Origin of the sequence: Alkalibacillus haloalkaliphilus (assembly GCF_007991275.1) — a bacterium.
Taxonomy (GTDB): Bacteria; Bacillota; Bacilli; order Bacillales; family Alkalibacillaceae; genus Alkalibacillus; species Alkalibacillus haloalkaliphilus.
In genome coordinates this window covers 229,670-245,051 of record NZ_BJYA01000003.1, presented here as the reverse complement: position 1 = coordinate 245,051, position 15,382 = coordinate 229,670, and the positions used below count along the sequence as shown (strand labels likewise).

At 36.5% G+C, this 15,382-nt stretch carries 20 protein-coding genes; 18 read left to right on the top strand and 2 right to left on the bottom strand.

Annotated elements, in window-relative coordinates; genetic code table 11:
* The first annotated feature begins 23 nt into the window (after nt 1–23).
* Nucleotides 24–443 carry a DUF4870 domain-containing protein gene (locus AHA02nite_RS05335; RefSeq protein WP_170235974.1) on the top strand — a complete coding sequence of 140 codons (420 nt, stop codon included), beginning with the start codon at nt 24–26 and terminating at the stop codon, nt 441–443.
* Between the two features lie 62 nt (nt 444–505).
* On the opposite strand, the gene AHA02nite_RS05330 is transcribed toward AHA02nite_RS05335, so the two are convergent.
* Nucleotides 506–898 (bottom strand): rhodanese-like domain-containing protein, encoded by a 393-nt coding sequence (locus tag AHA02nite_RS05330; RefSeq protein ID WP_017186702.1) that lies wholly within the window; start codon nt 896–898, stop codon nt 506–508.
* A gap of 323 nt (nt 899–1,221) precedes the next feature.
* Here AHA02nite_RS05330 and AHA02nite_RS05325 point away from each other — a divergent pair, with 323 nt between their 5' ends.
* A complete protein-coding gene (locus AHA02nite_RS05325) occupies nt 1,222–3,774 on the top strand; it encodes a vitamin B12-dependent ribonucleotide reductase (RefSeq protein WP_146815102.1) in 2,553 nt (850 codons plus the stop codon).
* 37 nt (nt 3,775–3,811) lie between these two features.
* Here the strand turns inward: AHA02nite_RS05325 and AHA02nite_RS05320 are convergent, their stop codons facing one another.
* Complete coding sequence (locus AHA02nite_RS05320; RefSeq protein WP_146815100.1) at nt 3,812–4,159, bottom strand: SA1362 family protein; 348 nt, start codon at nt 4,157–4,159, stop codon at nt 3,812–3,814.
* Nucleotides 4,160–4,344: 185 nt separating this feature from the next.
* Here AHA02nite_RS05320 and AHA02nite_RS05315 point away from each other — a divergent pair, with 185 nt between their 5' ends.
* The 16 genes from AHA02nite_RS05315 to nusB all read left to right on the top strand — a co-directional run bounded on the left by AHA02nite_RS05315 (nt 4,345) and on the right by nusB (nt 15,375).
* The gene (locus AHA02nite_RS05315) at nt 4,345–4,821 is read left to right on the top strand and encodes a YqhR family membrane protein (RefSeq protein WP_146815098.1); all 477 of its coding nucleotides are present in this window, start codon (nt 4,345–4,347) and stop codon (nt 4,819–4,821) included.
* Nucleotides 4,822–4,869: 48 nt separating this feature from the next.
* A complete protein-coding gene (gene aroQ, locus AHA02nite_RS05310) occupies nt 4,870–5,316 on the top strand; it encodes a type II 3-dehydroquinate dehydratase (RefSeq protein ID WP_146815096.1) in 447 nt (148 codons plus the stop codon).
* A 1-nt stretch (nt 5,317) separates the two neighbouring features.
* Nucleotides 5,318–6,379 (top strand): M24 family metallopeptidase, encoded by a 1,062-nt coding sequence (locus AHA02nite_RS05305; protein ID WP_146815094.1) that lies wholly within the window; start codon nt 5,318–5,320, stop codon nt 6,377–6,379.
* A gap of 29 nt (nt 6,380–6,408) precedes the next feature.
* Nucleotides 6,409–6,966 carry an elongation factor P gene (gene efp / locus AHA02nite_RS05300; protein ID WP_146815092.1) on the top strand — a complete coding sequence of 186 codons (558 nt, stop codon included), beginning with the start codon at nt 6,409–6,411 and terminating at the stop codon, nt 6,964–6,966.
* 133 nt (nt 6,967–7,099) lie between these two features.
* Nucleotides 7,100–8,092, top strand: a complete 993-nt coding sequence (spoIIIAA, locus tag AHA02nite_RS05295) for a stage III sporulation protein AA (RefSeq protein WP_146815090.1) — start codon at nt 7,100–7,102, stop codon at nt 8,090–8,092.
* Nucleotides 8,028–8,540: a stage III sporulation protein SpoIIIAB gene (spoIIIAB, locus tag AHA02nite_RS05290; protein ID WP_146815088.1), complete on the top strand. Its 513-nt coding sequence runs from the start codon at nt 8,028–8,030 to the stop codon at nt 8,538–8,540. The genes spoIIIAA and spoIIIAB overlap by 65 nt, the downstream gene beginning before the upstream one ends.
* Nucleotides 8,541–8,553: 13 nt before the next feature.
* Nucleotides 8,554–8,763, top strand: a complete 210-nt coding sequence (gene spoIIIAC / locus AHA02nite_RS05285; RefSeq protein WP_017187553.1) for a stage III sporulation protein AC — start codon at nt 8,554–8,556, stop codon at nt 8,761–8,763.
* Nucleotides 8,764–8,776: 13 nt separating this feature from the next.
* Nucleotides 8,777–9,166: a stage III sporulation protein AD gene (gene spoIIIAD / locus AHA02nite_RS05280; RefSeq protein ID WP_146815086.1), complete on the top strand. Its 390-nt coding sequence runs from the start codon at nt 8,777–8,779 to the stop codon at nt 9,164–9,166.
* 19 nt (nt 9,167–9,185) lie between these two features.
* Nucleotides 9,186–10,364, top strand: a complete 1,179-nt coding sequence (spoIIIAE, locus tag AHA02nite_RS05275; protein WP_146815084.1) for a stage III sporulation protein AE — start codon at nt 9,186–9,188, stop codon at nt 10,362–10,364.
* Nucleotides 10,365–10,492: 128 nt separating this feature from the next.
* On the top strand, nt 10,493–11,086 hold the full coding sequence (gene spoIIIAF / locus AHA02nite_RS05270; RefSeq protein WP_146815083.1) for a stage III sporulation protein AF: 594 nt from the start codon (nt 10,493–10,495) through the stop codon (nt 11,084–11,086).
* A gap of 4 nt (nt 11,087–11,090) precedes the next feature.
* Complete coding sequence (gene spoIIIAG / locus AHA02nite_RS05265; RefSeq protein ID WP_146815080.1) at nt 11,091–11,714, top strand: stage III sporulation protein AG; 624 nt, start codon at nt 11,091–11,093, stop codon at nt 11,712–11,714.
* Between the two features lies 1 nt (nt 11,715).
* A complete protein-coding gene (locus tag AHA02nite_RS05260; protein ID WP_146815078.1) occupies nt 11,716–12,345 on the top strand; it encodes a SpoIIIAH-like family protein in 630 nt (209 codons plus the stop codon).
* Nucleotides 12,346–12,565: 220 nt separating this feature from the next.
* On the top strand, nt 12,566–13,069 hold the full coding sequence (gene accB, locus AHA02nite_RS05255) for an acetyl-CoA carboxylase biotin carboxyl carrier protein (protein WP_146815076.1): 504 nt from the start codon (nt 12,566–12,568) through the stop codon (nt 13,067–13,069).
* A 13-nt stretch (nt 13,070–13,082) separates the two neighbouring features.
* The gene (gene accC / locus AHA02nite_RS05250; protein WP_146815074.1) at nt 13,083–14,441 is read left to right on the top strand and encodes an acetyl-CoA carboxylase biotin carboxylase subunit; all 1,359 of its coding nucleotides are present in this window, start codon (nt 13,083–13,085) and stop codon (nt 14,439–14,441) included.
* 11 nt (nt 14,442–14,452) lie between these two features.
* Nucleotides 14,453–14,851 carry an Asp23/Gls24 family envelope stress response protein gene (locus AHA02nite_RS05245; protein WP_146815072.1) on the top strand — a complete coding sequence of 133 codons (399 nt, stop codon included), beginning with the start codon at nt 14,453–14,455 and terminating at the stop codon, nt 14,849–14,851.
* 143 nt (nt 14,852–14,994) lie between these two features.
* Nucleotides 14,995–15,375 (top strand): transcription antitermination factor NusB, encoded by a 381-nt coding sequence (gene nusB / locus AHA02nite_RS05240; protein WP_146815070.1) that lies wholly within the window; start codon nt 14,995–14,997, stop codon nt 15,373–15,375.
* Nucleotides 15,376–15,382: the final 7 nt, after the last annotated feature.

Sequence of the window (15,382 nt, the reverse complement as noted above, 5' to 3'; positions counted from 1 at the left end):
GTTTTAAGTAAAAGGAGATGAATATGCAAGAAGTCATAACAACTAAAGATCGATTAATGGTTGCGTTTGGTTACTTGTTACCGATGATATTCCCATTATCACTTTTAAATATCGTTATAACACTAGTTTATTGGTATGTAGCACCTTATCAATCACCGTTTTTTGATCACCATATGAAAGAAAATATAAATGCACAAATTTCTTATCAGTTATATATTTTTGTTAGTTTTGTTTTATTTTTTGTTTTTGGTTGGCTCGGCACTAGTTATCCAGGGGCAATGCCAGATGTGTTTCAAGTAATGCTCCCACTAGCAACATTTGGTTTTATAGGTATTATTGCGTTAATAATATTATTTTGGTGGGTTATTTTTGTCATTGCGATCATTGCTAGTATAGCTAAGAAGTATTTTCGCTTCCCGCTAATTATTCGGTTCATTAGGTAGGTTTCAAGTCAAGACTTCATGTAAAAAAGCATACCAGCTGTGACTGGTATGCTTTACTAATTTTAGTATCCTTTTTTCTTCACTTTAATTTTACCAGTCCACTTACTAAAGCCGCCTTTTAACTGATGTAGACCTTCGTAACCATTTTTGCGAAGTAAGTTCGCAGCCTTCATGGACCTTGATCCACGTTGGCAATAAAGGTATACAGGTTGGTCTTTTCTTACTTCACCCATTCTTTGTTTCATTTGAGAAAGTGGTATATTACGAGAACCTAAAATATGACCTCGATCAAATTCCTTCGGTTCACGTACATCAATTAATTGTGCTTTACGGTAACCTTCTTTAAATTGTTCTTCAGTAAGTGTTGTTAAATGTTTTTGCATGCGCATATTTCGAAATACAGCAAATAAAATCAATGCGGCAACAGCTACTAATATGATTAGTAATGCATCCATCGTGCTTCCCCTCTTTCTATAATAGGTCCACTATTTATTATAAGAGTGTTTGTATTATGTTTCAAAGATTTTTTTCTATCTTATTCTATTTCTTATAAGAACATGTTATTCTAGTTATTTTAGTGTGAGAAAAGATTCTCTAAATAGTACGAAGAAATCTATTGACTTTCACTATTAATTATGCACAAAACACAATATATAGAGATATTTTAAAAATAAGAGTACTATATATTGATTTGTTGGTTAGGTTTTGATACTGTAAAGATAGATTATTTACTAACAAATGTTAGTACGATTCTATCTTACGTGAAGGAGGTAACGAAATGCAAGGTGTAAAAGAGAAACAAGTTCAACTGAACGTAGAACAGTTGAATCAAGATATAAAACAGTTTCCACACGTACATCCCATTACACCAGACATGAACACAACTCATAAGGGTGTGTCTCGTCTTGTCATGTTAGACCGTTACGCATTTAAAGATACGGAAAAGAAAACAGTTAAAGAAGGGGACTTTGTCGTATTAACGATTAAAGAGGATCCTAAATTTCCAGCTAGAGGTACTGGATATATTGAAAAAATAAATGGTGATCAAGTAATTGTAAAAATTGAAGACGAATTCGTACATTTATTGGAGTCTGAAGAAGCACAGCAAACAGGCTTAATAGAAAAAACATTAAGCGTTATTGATAAACCATTAGAGATTTATTATGAACAAATTGCGTTACGTAATGCAACTGGCCTGTCACAGGTCGAGCAAACTGAAGAGAAACGTCAGCAATGGTTTGAGAAGTTTTATCAAGAACTTTCAGCATTAAACTTCGTCCCAGCAGGAAGAGTGCTGTATGGTGCAGGTTCAAATACTGACGTAACTTATTTTAACTGCTATGTCATGCCATTTGTAAAAGACTCAAGAGAAGGAATTAGCGATCACCGTAAACAAGTGATGGAGATTATGTCACGTGGTGGCGGTGTTGGAACGAATGGTTCTACTTTAAGACCACGAAATGCTCTTGCGCGTGGTGTTAATGGCAAATCATCAGGTTCGGTGTCATGGTTAGATGACATTGCGAAACTGACACACTTAGTCGAGCAAGGTGGCTCTAGACGTGGTGCGCAAATGATCATGTTAAATGATTGGCATCCTGATATCATTGAATTTATTATTTCTAAAATGCAAAATCCACGTATTTTAAGGTATTTAATTGAAAACATTGATGATGAAACGATTCAACAACAAGCAAAAGACAAGTTGAGCTTCACTCCATTATCTAATTCAGAGCACCAACTTTATCAAGGAATAGCAAATTATAAACATATTGAAGGTCACGGTGGTTTTACAGAAGACAACATTCGAGAAGCAGAACAGAAACTGCGTGACGGTGGGACTTATAGTGTTCATAACCCAGAGTTTTTAACTGGTGCAAATATTTCAGTTTGTATTACTGATGAGTTCATGGTAGCAGTTGAAAATGATGAAGACTATGAATTACGTTTCCCAGATGTAGAAAGTTATTCAGAAGAAGAAATGGCATATTATAATGAACATTGGAGCGAAGTTGGAGATGTTCGTGAGTGGGAAAACTTAGGCTTCGCAACAAGAGTTTATAAACGTATAAAAGCGAAAGAATTATGGAACTTGATCAATATTTGTGCAACATATTCTGCAGAACCAGGTATTTTCTTTATTGATAATGCAAATAAAGAAACAAATGCAAAAGCATATGGTCAAAAAGTTGTTGCGACTAATCCTTGCGGAGAGCAACCCCTTGCACCATATTCTGTATGTAACTTAGCAGCTGTTAATTTAGCTACAATTGCTGATCATGAACGTAAACAACCAGACTTTGATAAGTTAGAACAAACTGTCGCAACCGGTGTTAGAATGCAAGATAATGTTATTGACTCAACACCATATTTCTTAGAAGAAAATCGTAAACAAGCATTAGGCGAACGTCGAGTTGGTTTAGGTGTTATGGGACTGCATGATTTACTAATCTATTGTGAGACAGCTTATGGTTCTCGCGAAGGAAACCAACTAGTTGATCAAATATTCGAGACGATCGCAACGACTGCATATCGTACATCAATTGAGCTTGCAAAAGAAAAAGGCAGCTTCCCATTCTTAGTAGGAGATACAGAGGAAGAGACGCAAGCACTACGAGAGCAGTTTATTAATACAGGTTACATGCAAAAAATGCCTGAAGATATTCGTGACGGTGTCTTGAACTATGGAATTAGAAATAGTCACTTGTTAACAGTTGCTCCAACTGGCTCGACTGGAACAATGGTCGGTGTATCAACAGGTCTTGAACCATATTTCTCCTTCACGTACTATCGTAGTGGTCGTTTAGGTAAGTTTATCGAAGTGAAAGCAGACATTGCTCAAGATTATTACGAACGTAACCCTGGTGCTGATGAGAATGAGTTACCTGAATGGTTTGTAACAGCTATGGAATTAGAACCAGAAGCGCACGCGGATACTCAGTGTGTCATCCAACGATGGGTGGACAGTTCAATTTCTAAAACCGTAAACGCTCCGAAAGGTTATCGTGTTGATCAAGTAGAACAAGTTTATCAACGCCTTTACAAAGGTGGAGCAAAAGGTGGAACGGTTTACGTTGATGGAAGTCGTGACACACAAGTCTTAACATTAAAAGCTGAAGAAAATGAATACTCAGAGCAAACAGAGTTGTTTGAGGAAGAGAAACAAAAAGTCGTCTTAATGGATACAGTTCAGGAGTTAGAAAACACCAATGTGACAGTTGGATCTGAAGTAGGAGATACATGCCCAGTCTGTCGAAAAGGTAATATACAAGATGTTGGTGGATGTAATACATGTACAAATTGCGGTGCCCAATTAAAATGTGGGTTATAAGATAGAAATAAACGCTAGACGAGTAATCGTCTAGCGTTTATTTTTTATTACCTTTAATCACTTTTAAATGACTTCTTTGTGTACGGCGTCTATTAACTTTGTTAGGTTTTTCTATATGAGAATTGTAGCGCATACCACGATCAACCGTTCCATACTTTTGTTTAGACTGTTTAACTGCTTTTTTATAACCAGAACCAACTACTTGAGCCCTGCGACGATGGATTAAGAAATAATACACGAGAGCACCAATTAAAGCTGCAAAACCTAACATCATCAAAATGCTTTGAAGAAAACCTAGAGGGTTCATTACTAACTGGCCAAACACCCCAATAATCGCTAAACCACCAATTACGTATAATAGGACAGCGCCTTTCCCCTTTGGCATATAATGCTCCTTTCATTCAATAGATTTAATACCGTTCTAGCTATACACTATTCTAGTTATATTATACCACGTTTAACTATATTTATACTCACCCATTTGACTTTAAATTATGAATATGAGTAAAGCACATCGAATGAAAATGTTGAAATCGTACAGACTAATTAAGTGAAAAGAGGTGTCTATTAATGGAAAAAGAATCTTCAGTTTTTAAGAAAGGTTTATTCGCCGGGTTAGTAGGCGGGATATTATTTGCGACGGCCGGTTCTATGGCTTACTTTTTATCATTTTCTGACGTGTCCCATGCATCATTTGTTTTTCGCTCCTTTTTTGATGGTGAATGGACGACAGGGTGGATCGCTGAGTCAATAAGTATTGTTATTACAGGGATTATTGGTGTTATTCCCGCACTCATTTATTACTTATTATTTAAAAAATTACGTGGGATGATGCCGGGTCTAATATATGGAATCGCGTTGTGGTTTATTGTATTCGGTTTATTGAACCCATTATTCTCTTATGTACCTGACTTATTTTCATTAAACATGGACACAATCGCAACGACGATGAGTCAGTTTATTTTATATGGTGTCTTTATTGGTTATACCATTTCATATGAACATCATGATCAAAGATTTATGAGAAAAGTGTCACAAAACAACTAAATATGATAAACTGTTAAGTGGAATGAGAATGAAAAGGAGAGAGGCTTAATGGGAAAGCTCTTATTGCTTAATGGGCCAAATTTAAATTTGTTAGGCCAACGAAATAAGAATCAATACGGGCAAAAGTCTTTACAACATGTCGAGCAAGAAGTAAAGGCATATCTCCAATCCTTTTCATTTCACTTAGACACTTTTCAATCTAATCATGAAGGGGAATTAGTTGATTGGATTCATAAGGCAAATGAAGAGTATGAAGGGGTTCTTTTAAATCCAGGTGCATACACACATACAAGTATAGCTCTTCGGGATGCAATAGAGGCAGTGGATGTCCCTGTTGTTGAAGTTCATATTTCAAATATACATAATCGAGAATCCTTTCGCCACCACTCATATATCGCTCCAGTAGCAGCCGGACAAGTTGTCGGGTTTGGTACAAATAGTTATATAATTGGGGCATTTGCCTTAATCGAAAGTTTAAAAGAAAGGGAGAGTTAAAATGGAGAAAATTCGCCGTTTAAGAGAGAAGTTACAAGAACATGATCTTGATGGTATGTTAATCACAAGTGGACAAAATCGCCGTTATATGACAGGTTTTACAGGTACAGCGGGTGTTGTCTTGTTAACTCAAGAGAAGGCAATCTTTATTACAGACTTTCGTTATACTGTACAAGCGAAAGATCAAGTAGAAGGTTACGAGATTGTTGAGCATAAAGGTCCGATTCAAGAAGAAGTTGCCGATCAATTAGACGAACTTGGCGTTAAACGTTTAGGTTTTGAAAAGAACCATGTTACTTATTCAACATATGAAACATACGAAAAAGCTTTAAATAGTGAATTTATTCCTGTTGAAGGTCTAGTTGAACAATTACGTCTAGTTAAAACTGATGCAGAGATAAAGATTTTAAAAGAAGCGGCTGAGATTGCTGATGCTGCATTTGAGCATATTCAAACATTTATCAAACCAGGTGTAAAAGAAATTGATGTCTCTAATGAATTAGAATTTTTCATGCGTAAGCAAGGGGCTGTATCTTCTTCTTTTGATATCATTGTTGCCTCCGGTTATCGTTCAGCATTACCTCATGGTGTTGCTTCTGAGAAAGAAATTCAATCAGGTGAGTTAGTCACTTTAGATTTCGGTGCGCTGTACAAAGGGTATTGCTCTGATATGACAAGAACATTTGCTGTTGGACCAATTAGCGATGAGTTAAAGAAGATCTACGATACTGTCCTACAAGCACAGTTAAAAGGAATGGAAGGCATCAAAGCTGGAATTACAGGCAAAGAAGCAGATGCTCTAACAAGAGATTATATTAAAGAACAAGGTTATGGTGAGTATTTCGGGCATTCGACGGGCCACGGCTTAGGTATGGATGTTCATGAAGGACCATCATTATCATTTAAGAGTGATAAGGTGTTAGAACCGGGCATGGTTGTAACAGTTGAACCAGGTATTTATGTTCCAGATGTAGGTGGTTGTAGAATTGAAGACGATACAGTCGTAACCGAAAACGGTAATGAACGTCTGACATTCTCGACTAAAGAACTAATTACGCTATAAGGGCTTTGTGGATATAGGAGGAGTTAAGTATGATTTCAGTAAACGATTTTAAAACAGGTTTAACAATTGAGTTAGAAAATTCGATTTGGCAAGTGATCGAATTCCAACATGTTAAACCAGGAAAAGGGTCAGCATTTGTCCGTTCAAAATTACGAAACCTAGAAAATGGTAACATTCAAGAAAAGACATTCCGTGCTGGTGAGAAAGTTAATAAGGCTCACTTAGAACGTCGTCAAATGCAGTACTTATACGAATCTGGTGATAATCGTACATTTATGGATACAGAGACATTTGACCAAATTGAAATCCCAGATCATAAAATTGAAACTGAGTTAAATTTCCTTACTGAAGGCTTACAAGTATATGTATTAATTTATGATGGCGATACTTTAGGGATTGAGTTACCGAACAACGTAGAGTTAGAAGTTGTTGAAACTGAACCAGGTATTAAAGGTGACACTGCATCAGGTGGAACTAAGCCAGCAACATTAGAAACTGGTTACACTGTTCAAGTACCATTCTTTATTAATAAAGGTGAGCGCCTTTTAGTTAGCACATCAGAAGGAAAATACGTATCAAGAGCATAGATTTTTATATGAATCATAAACCGACACTTTAAATAGTGTCGGTTTTTTTATGCTCAGGAATTATTCTTCCTAATGTTCATATCAAATCTTTTTCAATCATATAGTAGTGGTAAAACATAGGGAGGAACTCAAGTTGGATGAAAAAATACTAAAGTTCTTACCTGAACTATTATCACAAATTGTTCGGCGAAAATTTAATACAGATCAATTAATAGATTTAGAAGAAATTAGACTACGTGTTGGAAGACAAGCTCAAATGATTTTTCACAATCGTGAAGTCATCTGTCCAGAATATACGTTTGAAAGAACAGACGCGACAAAGTTATTAGCGAAGATCAGTGAATATTCAGTGTACCGTTTAGAAGAGGAATTAAGAAATGGTTATATCACGATACAAGGCGGTCATAGAATTGGTATTAGTGGAAAAGTAGCTGTTGAAGGTGGACAAGTTAAAGCTGTTACCCACGTATCATCATTTAACATAAGAGTTGCCTCAGAGAGAAAAGGAGCAGCAAAACACCTTCTTTCTCACATTGCAAAAGGTAAGCTATATAACACTTTACTTATTGGTCCACCCAAAAGTGGGAAAACGACCATTCTTAGAGATATTATTAGGACTTTAAGTGATGGAACAACACACTTAAAGCCTTCTAGAGTCGCATTAGTCGATGAACGATCAGAAATAGCTGCTTCATATAACGGTGTTCCGCAACATGATGTAGGGAAGCGAACGGACGTTATGTCAGATTGTCCTAAAGCTGAAGGCATGATGATGATGGTACGTTCAATGTCTCCAGAAGTATTAGCAGTTGATGAAATCGGAAGGGAAGAGGACGTCGTAAGCTTACTAGAAGCTACTCACACCGGAGTTCAAGTCATTTGTAGTGTACACGGTTATTCAATAGACGACATGAAAAGAAGGCCTAACCTTGCCCCATTAATAGCAGATGAAGTATTTAACCGCTATATCGTATTAAGCCCTCACCCGAAACCAGGCCATGTGCTTGGTGTATTTAACGAACGCTTTGAACAATTATCAACAAACGTTAGGGGAATGACAAATGAAGTGGATCGGAGCGATCATGATTCTGTTCACGTGCACGTGGGTCGGAATCGATATAGCTAGAAACTATAGTAAAAGACCAAAGCAAATCCGAGAATTATTACAAGCGCTTCAAATAATGGAAGCAGAAATTGTATATGCACAAGAGCCTATTCACCGAGTACTCTCATATGTTTCTAAACAGTTATCTCCTCCTGTTTCATATATATTTCATGATTTGTCAGAGCAATTAATGTTAGGGGATGCGTCTTTACAAAGTTTGTGGGAAGACGTAGTGAGTAAACAATGGCGTCAGACAGCGATGAAAGCAAAGGAGAAGGAAGTTGTATTGCAGTTTGGTCAATCACTAGGTCTGCACAACATAGAACAACAACAAAAACAGATTCAATTAGCGAAAGTCCATTTACAGCATGAATTAGAAGCTGCGTTGGAGGATGAGAAGCGGTTTTCAGGGATGTTTAGAACATTGGGCGTTTTATCAGGACTGTTATTTGTATTGATATTTATTTAAGGGGGCGAATCCTATGATCGATATATATTTATTATTTCAAGTTGCTGGCATCGGAATCATTATAGCTATGCTTCATACTATTTTAAAGCAAATGGGAAAAGAAGATATGGCGCACTGGGTAACATTGATAGGTTTTATAATCGTCTTAGTTATAGTAGTTGACTATTTATCACGATTATTTACACAAATCAGGTCGGTATTTATGTTCCAAATGTTAATGTAAAGGGTCGAAGAATATGCCTTTCCTCCAAATGCTATCCGTTATTATAGTTGCGGCAATATTAATCATTGTTGTACGAGAGAAAAATCATTCTATTGGTTTCTTATTAACTTTATTAACAGGTACATTAGTATTTTTCTTCATATTAACTCAAATCGGTGAGTTAATTTCAGTGTTTCAGCAAGTTACTTCACGTATGAATGTTTCACTCCTTCACCTAGATACCATCTTCAAAGTTATTGGTGTGGCATACATAACAGAGTTCGCCTCACAAGTATTAAGGGATGCCAACTTAGCTTCAATTGCTATAAAAGTAGAAATTGTAGGGAAGTTGTTTATATTACTTATAGCCCTACCTATATTCATTACAGTTATAGAAACCTTGCTATCATTTATCCCTCAGTAGACCTTGAAGGAGATGTGAAATGAATAAATTTATAATATCCTTCGTAGTTGTTGTAATCGTATTGATTGGTTGGAATGGATCATCTATACATGCTGAAGAAACTCCTGAAGATGAACAAATTCAAGAAGAGCTTGATGAACTTTTCGAAAGTGAAGATTTAGAACGACAGTGGCAAGATATATTAAATGAATATAGAGACTTTATGCCTCTAGATCAAACTGATAGTTGGCGAGACATCATTAATGATGGCTCTATCTTTTCACCTTCAGACTGGTTAAGCGGCATAACAGCTTTTTTTTTAAATGAGTGGGTTGTGAATGGTAAGACGTTAGGAATGTTGATCTTCTTAACTTTATTAAGTGTTTTTCTTAAAGTTTTAATCCATTCATTTGAAAATCAATCGGTTGCAAAAGTGAGTTATCTCGTGATATTTGGTGTGTTAATGACAATTGCTGTCGCTAGTTTTCATCAAGCCGTTACTTATACAGTTGATGCAATTGAGGCAATGAGTCATTTTATGTTATCATTACTCCCTTTATTTTTAAGTATGATGGCAGCATTCGGTAATATTGCAACAGTCGCTTTTTTCAATCCTTTTATTTTATTTTTTACACAAGTTAGTGGCTTCTTCGTTTCTGCAATAATCGTGCCGTTGTTTTTCTTGTCTGCTATTTTGCACATCGCAAGTGAACTAAATGAAGAGTATAACGTATCACAGCTTGCAAATTTGTTAAGACAAGTGGCTTTCATATTAATGGGGGGCTTTTTAACAGTTTTTTTAACTGTTATGTCGCTTCAAGGTGCGAACACAGCAGTAGCGGATGGTGTAGCGGTAAGAGCTGCAAAGTTTGTTACGAGTAATTTCATTCCGGTAATTGGAAGAATGTTTACTGAGGCAACAGACACAGTGTTATCAGCATCTCTATTAATTAAAAATGGTGTAGGCTTGGCGGGAATTGTTGTCATATTAATTATTACGTTGTTTCCCGTTTTAAAGGTGCTCGTTTTAGGGTTGATTTTCCGCGTATCTGCTGCATTGTTACAGCCCGTAGCTGATGGACCTATTGTCAATATGATCGACTGGATGGGGAAACACATTTTATATATTATGCTAGCTCTGTTGATGGTCTCGATCATGTTTTTCTTCTCTTTAGTCATGCTTGTCATTATCGGAAACATGTCCCTCATGATTAGATAGATTTATAGTCCCTTGAAATAAATCGTTTTCAAGGGTTTTATATTTCTGAACATATACGTAATAAATAAGGACAACCCCTTCATATAATGTAATACGAATTCTATTAGTCGTTGTAAAGGAGGGAAATTATGTCCTTTTTAATAGATTGGATCTCGCAAATTGTTCTATTTATCTTTTTAGCAACTCTTATATCTCTCCTAATTCCTAAAACTTCTCATGAGAAAGTAATCAAAGTTGTCTTCGGAATGATTATATTTCTTTTATTTTTACACCCTTTATCAGCGTTGTTTCAAGTCAATCCAGAGACGATTATGTCAGAATTTGACCTACCAGAGCTATCAATTACACCAGAGGAAATGGAGATTGAAATTTCTAATAAAAAAAGTGAAATACAAGCCTCATCTGATGCATATATATTAGAACAGTTAGAGCAAAGCATTAAATCTTCAGTAGAAGAGGAGTTGATCCAACAATATGATATAGCTATTCAAGATGTTTTCGTACAATTAGATGACTCAAATGATGGTCAAGAATTAGATGAAATTATTGAACAAGTGACGTTTCATCTAACAGAGGGGAACGTTGTTCAGGAGGTGGAAGTTATTCAAATACCTTCTGAACAGTCTGAAGATGGAGAGGACTTAGATCAAATTAAGCGGACAATTTCCTCCTTCTTAGGTTTACCTGTCGACTCAATTATTATCGAGTGGGAAGGAGAGTAACCAGATGAATTTAAAGTCTTTATTTCGATTAAAAGATGACACAGACCGGCCTACTAAACGTTCTTATATTTTAGTCATAGGGTTAGTTGGTCTGATGTTCCTAATTGTTTCTAATATTTTTACTGGACAAACTGATGAGCAGGAACCTTCGTTTGACGAAGAGCAAGAAGTGTTTTTAGGAAATGGAGAAAGTGATAATGCCTCAGCAGGGGAACACGATATTTCTAGCTTACAAGAGGCGATGCAAGATGAATTAGCTAGAGCGCTTGAAGCGATCTATGGCGTTTCGAACGTAGAAGTTACTTTACAGCTTGACTCATCTGCTCTACATGTCTATGAAAAGAACACAATCACAGGTTACCAAATGACCGATGAAACCGATCAAAGTGGAGGTACAAGACAAGTAGAGGATGAAACAATCGAAGAGCAAACCGTTCTATTTCGAGACAACAACAGTGAACAACCGTTATTAATACAAACGGAAAGTCCTGCTATTCGAGGAGTATTAATAGTTGCGGAGGGGGTCGATCAAATTCAGGTTAAGCAAATGGTAATTGACTCAGTATCAAGATTATTAGATGTATCAACACATCGCATAGCTGTGATGCCAAAAGGTGAGGAGGAATAATATGGTTTTAAGAAAACAAACAGTTTGGTTAATTACAATGTTAAGTTTATTAATTGTATTGAGTGTGTATTATATGATGTCTCCAGGTGGTGAGCAGGTGGCGCTAATACCTGATCAAGATGAAGAGCAAACAGAGGAAAACTTAGATGGTGATGACGGTGAAGGTGAAGGTGCAACAGGTGATGATGCAACTGAACCAGAAGAAGGTACTGAAGGTGATGAGGCAGGAGAAACATCAGGCCTTGGCGTTGACTTATCTATGGACGAGTTATCAGCGGACGAGTTATTTACAACAATCCGCTTGGAGACTGAAGATGCAAGAAGTGAATTGAGAGAGCAACTATCTTCTATTGTAGCTTCTGCTGCTGCTAGTACTGAAGAGAAAAATGAAGCGATGGAAGAAATGTATGCTTTACAAACAGTCGCTCAAAAAGAGTCGATTCTTGAGCAGATGATCCAACAAGAAAAGGAGTTCCGTGACGTACTTGTCCGCCACGATGAAGATGTTGTAAACATTACAGTAATTACAACTGATTTATCACCAACGGATGCGAATCACCTTATGCAAATGGCACGTGATGAGTTCGGTGATTATGAAGTGATTGTAAGAATTCAAGAAGATGAAGCGTAATCAAGGCCTCCATAACCTTTAAGGTATGGAGGCTTTAATAGTTATTCTTTACTTTTTCTCAATTATTGGTAAGCTAAGAACAAAGAATGAGCTAAAGAATTGACTCAGGAAAATGAATAGATCTTTAAATATTAAGTTGAATATTACTATTCATTTATCGTACAATATTAATAGGAATTATTAGTACCTGTTATTAATTTTAAAAGGAGTGCTAATCAAAATGTTAAAAGTACAAGAAATCCGTGAACTTATTAAATTAGTAGATGAATCATCCATTTCCGATTTTTCTTATGAAGCTAACGGGACAAAAGTATCCATGAAAAAAGAAAATGGAGAAGTTGTTCAAGTAGCAGCACCACAAGTTGCACCTGCTGTAGATACTAAACCAGAACCACAAGTTGAAACAAAAACAGCAGAACCGAAACAAGAAGCACAACCAAAGGAAGAACCAAAAGAGGAAGCACCTGCAAGTACAGTAGATTTCGATCATGAAATTGTATCACCAATGGTTGGGACGTTTTATGAATCACCATCACCAGAAGATGATCCGTACGTACAAGTTGGAGACAACGTTGATGCAAGTACCGTCGTTTGTATCGTTGAAGCGATGAAACTCTTTAATGAGATTGAAGCTGAAACGAAAGGTGAGATTGTTGAAATACTTGTAGACAATGGTGAATTAGTCGAGTACGGACAACCATTATTCCGTGTGAAGAAGAAGTAAGGAGGGATTGTCCGTGATACAAAAAGTATTAGTTGCTAACAGAGGAGAAATTGCAGTACGTGTAATACGTGCGTGTAAAGAGTTAGGAATTGAAACGGTAGCCATTTACTCTGAGCCTGACCGTGAATCTCTTCATGTTCAAATAGCAGATGAAGCCTATTGTGTAGGGCCGACTTTGAGTAAAGATAGTTACTTAAATAAAACAAATATTATGAGCGTTGCAAAGTTAACAAATTGTGATGCCATTCACCCAGGCTATGGTTTCTTATCAGAGAATGCTGACTTCGCTGAAATGTGTGAAGAATGTAATGTTACATTCATTGGCCCAAGTGCTGATTCAATTTCAAGAATGGGAACGAAAGACGTGGCGCGTGAAACAATGAAAGAAGCGGGTGTACCGATCGTCCCTGGTTCTGAAGGGATTATAGAAAACATAGAAGAAGGTAAAAAAACTGCCCAAAGCATTGGTTACCCAGTAATTATTAAAGCGACTGCTGGCGGTGGTGGTAAAGGGATCCGTGTAGCTCAAGATGAAGAAGAACTTGTTCAAGGTATCCGTTTAACCCAAAATGAAGCAGAAACAGCTTTCGGTAACCCTGGCGTATACTTAGAAAAGTATATTGAAGACTTTAGGCACGTAGAAATCCAAATCTTAGCTGACAAACACGGTAACACAGTACATCTAGGAGAAAGAGATTGTTCTGTACAACGTCGCCTGCAAAAGTTAATTGAAGAAACTCCTTCACCAGCGGTTGATGAAGAGTTGCGTCAAGAAATGGGTGATGCCGCTGTTCGAGCTGCACAAGCTGTAGACTATGTCGGTGCTGGTACTATTGAATTTATATTTGATAAAAAAGAATCTCGCTTTTATTTTATGGAAATGAATACTCGAATCCAAGTAGAGCACCCCGTAACTGAAATGGTAACAGGTGTAGACTTAATTAAAGAACAGCTTAATGTAGCTAACGGCAAAGCTTTAACTTTTTATCAAGAGGATATTAAATTTGAAGGTTGGTCGATCGAGTGTCGAATCAATGCTGAAGATCCATACAAGAACTTCATGCCTTCAGCAGGTAAGGTTGAAATGTATTTGCCACCAGGTGGTTTTGGTGTTAGAGTAGATTCTGCAGCCTATACTGGATGGAATATACCGCCTTATTATGACTCTATGATTGCTAAGTTAATTACACATGGAAGAACTCGAGAAGAAGCGATAGAGCGAATGAATCGAGCTTTAGATGAGTTCGTAATTGAAGGCATTCATTCAACAATTCCATTCCATAAACGTATGATGAACCATCAAGTCTTTATTGATGGTGACTTTAATACAAAGTTTTTAGATGATCATAAAGTAATGGAAGATGACAATTAGAGGTGACGAACATGGATGAGAACCAATTACTAAATGTTAGCGAAGACAATTCACTTGGTCGTGTTGAAATTGCACCTGAAGTTATTGAAGTGATTGCAGGAATTGCGGCAAATGAAGTGAGTGGCGTTGCTAACATGAGAGGTAACATTGCTTCAAATGTTACTGAACGTCTTGGTAAGAAAAAGCACGGTAAAGGTGTTAAAGTCGAACTTACAGAAGAAGGAATAGAGATCGATGTTTACACAGTATTAGATTATGGTGTATCTATTCCGAAAGTTTGTGAAAAGATTCAAGACAACATTCGCACAACATTAAAGAATATGACCGCATTAGAAATTATTGAAATCAATGTACATGTTGTCGGTGTTCAAATCGAAGAAAAACAAGAAGAATCAAAGCCAGAAAAATAAACAGAAAAGTCTAACTCGTGTCTACATAGTAGCGCGAGTTAGATTTTTTTAGTTTTAACATTATATTTTTATTTATTTCTTTTTTCATGGTAAACTTACTTAGTAGTAATTGCCGGAATTTAATATAGAAGGAGAAAGGTTCAATGAGCAGGAAACATAGCCGTGAAAAAGCATTTCAAGTTTTATTTCAAATAGATATTAACAAAGATGCAAAACATGAAGATCTATTTAGAGTGTTAGACGAAGATTTAAGTATTTTCAGTACCCAAATTATTAAAGGGGTAATGGAGTATAAAGAAGAATTAGATACATTAATCGAACAAAACCTTGAACATTGGAGTATCAATCGAATTGGTGCTGTTGAAAAAACGTTATTAAGGATTGCTGCGTATGAAATGCGTTATGTAGATGATACACCAGATAAAGTAGCGGTCAATGAAGCGGTTGAATTGGCCAAACGCTTTCATGATGAGCAATCAGGAAAGTTCATTAATGGTGTCTTATCTAAGATTATGAGCAGTTAGAAGGTGA

Coding starts and splice junctions, on each gene's coding strand:
- AHA02nite_RS05335 (WP_170235974.1), top strand. CDS start 24: ATGCAAGAAGTCATAACAACTAAAGATCGATTAATGGTTGCGTTTGGT.
- AHA02nite_RS05330 (WP_017186702.1), bottom strand. CDS start 898: ATGGATGCATTACTAATCATATTAGTAGCTGTTGCCGCATTGATTTTA.
- AHA02nite_RS05325 (WP_146815102.1), top strand. CDS start 1,222: ATGCAAGGTGTAAAAGAGAAACAAGTTCAACTGAACGTAGAACAGTTG.
- AHA02nite_RS05320 (WP_146815100.1), bottom strand. CDS start 4,159: ATGCCAAAGGGGAAAGGCGCTGTCCTATTATACGTAATTGGTGGTTTA.
- AHA02nite_RS05315 (WP_146815098.1), top strand. CDS start 4,345: ATGGAAAAAGAATCTTCAGTTTTTAAGAAAGGTTTATTCGCCGGGTTA.
- aroQ (WP_146815096.1), top strand. CDS start 4,870: ATGGGAAAGCTCTTATTGCTTAATGGGCCAAATTTAAATTTGTTAGGC.
- AHA02nite_RS05305 (WP_146815094.1), top strand. CDS start 5,318: ATGGAGAAAATTCGCCGTTTAAGAGAGAAGTTACAAGAACATGATCTT.
- efp (WP_146815092.1), top strand. CDS start 6,409: ATGATTTCAGTAAACGATTTTAAAACAGGTTTAACAATTGAGTTAGAA.
- spoIIIAB (WP_146815088.1), top strand. CDS start 8,028: ATGAAGTGGATCGGAGCGATCATGATTCTGTTCACGTGCACGTGGGTC.
- spoIIIAC (WP_017187553.1), top strand. CDS start 8,554: ATGATCGATATATATTTATTATTTCAAGTTGCTGGCATCGGAATCATT.
- spoIIIAD (WP_146815086.1), top strand. CDS start 8,777: ATGCCTTTCCTCCAAATGCTATCCGTTATTATAGTTGCGGCAATATTA.
- spoIIIAE (WP_146815084.1), top strand. CDS start 9,186: ATGAATAAATTTATAATATCCTTCGTAGTTGTTGTAATCGTATTGATT.
- spoIIIAF (WP_146815083.1), top strand. CDS start 10,493: ATGTCCTTTTTAATAGATTGGATCTCGCAAATTGTTCTATTTATCTTT.
- spoIIIAG (WP_146815080.1), top strand. CDS start 11,091: ATGAATTTAAAGTCTTTATTTCGATTAAAAGATGACACAGACCGGCCT.
- AHA02nite_RS05260 (WP_146815078.1), top strand. CDS start 11,716: ATGGTTTTAAGAAAACAAACAGTTTGGTTAATTACAATGTTAAGTTTA.
- accB (WP_146815076.1), top strand. CDS start 12,566: ATGTTAAAAGTACAAGAAATCCGTGAACTTATTAAATTAGTAGATGAA.
- AHA02nite_RS05245 (WP_146815072.1), top strand. CDS start 14,453: ATGGATGAGAACCAATTACTAAATGTTAGCGAAGACAATTCACTTGGT.
- nusB (WP_146815070.1), top strand. CDS start 14,995: ATGAGCAGGAAACATAGCCGTGAAAAAGCATTTCAAGTTTTATTTCAA.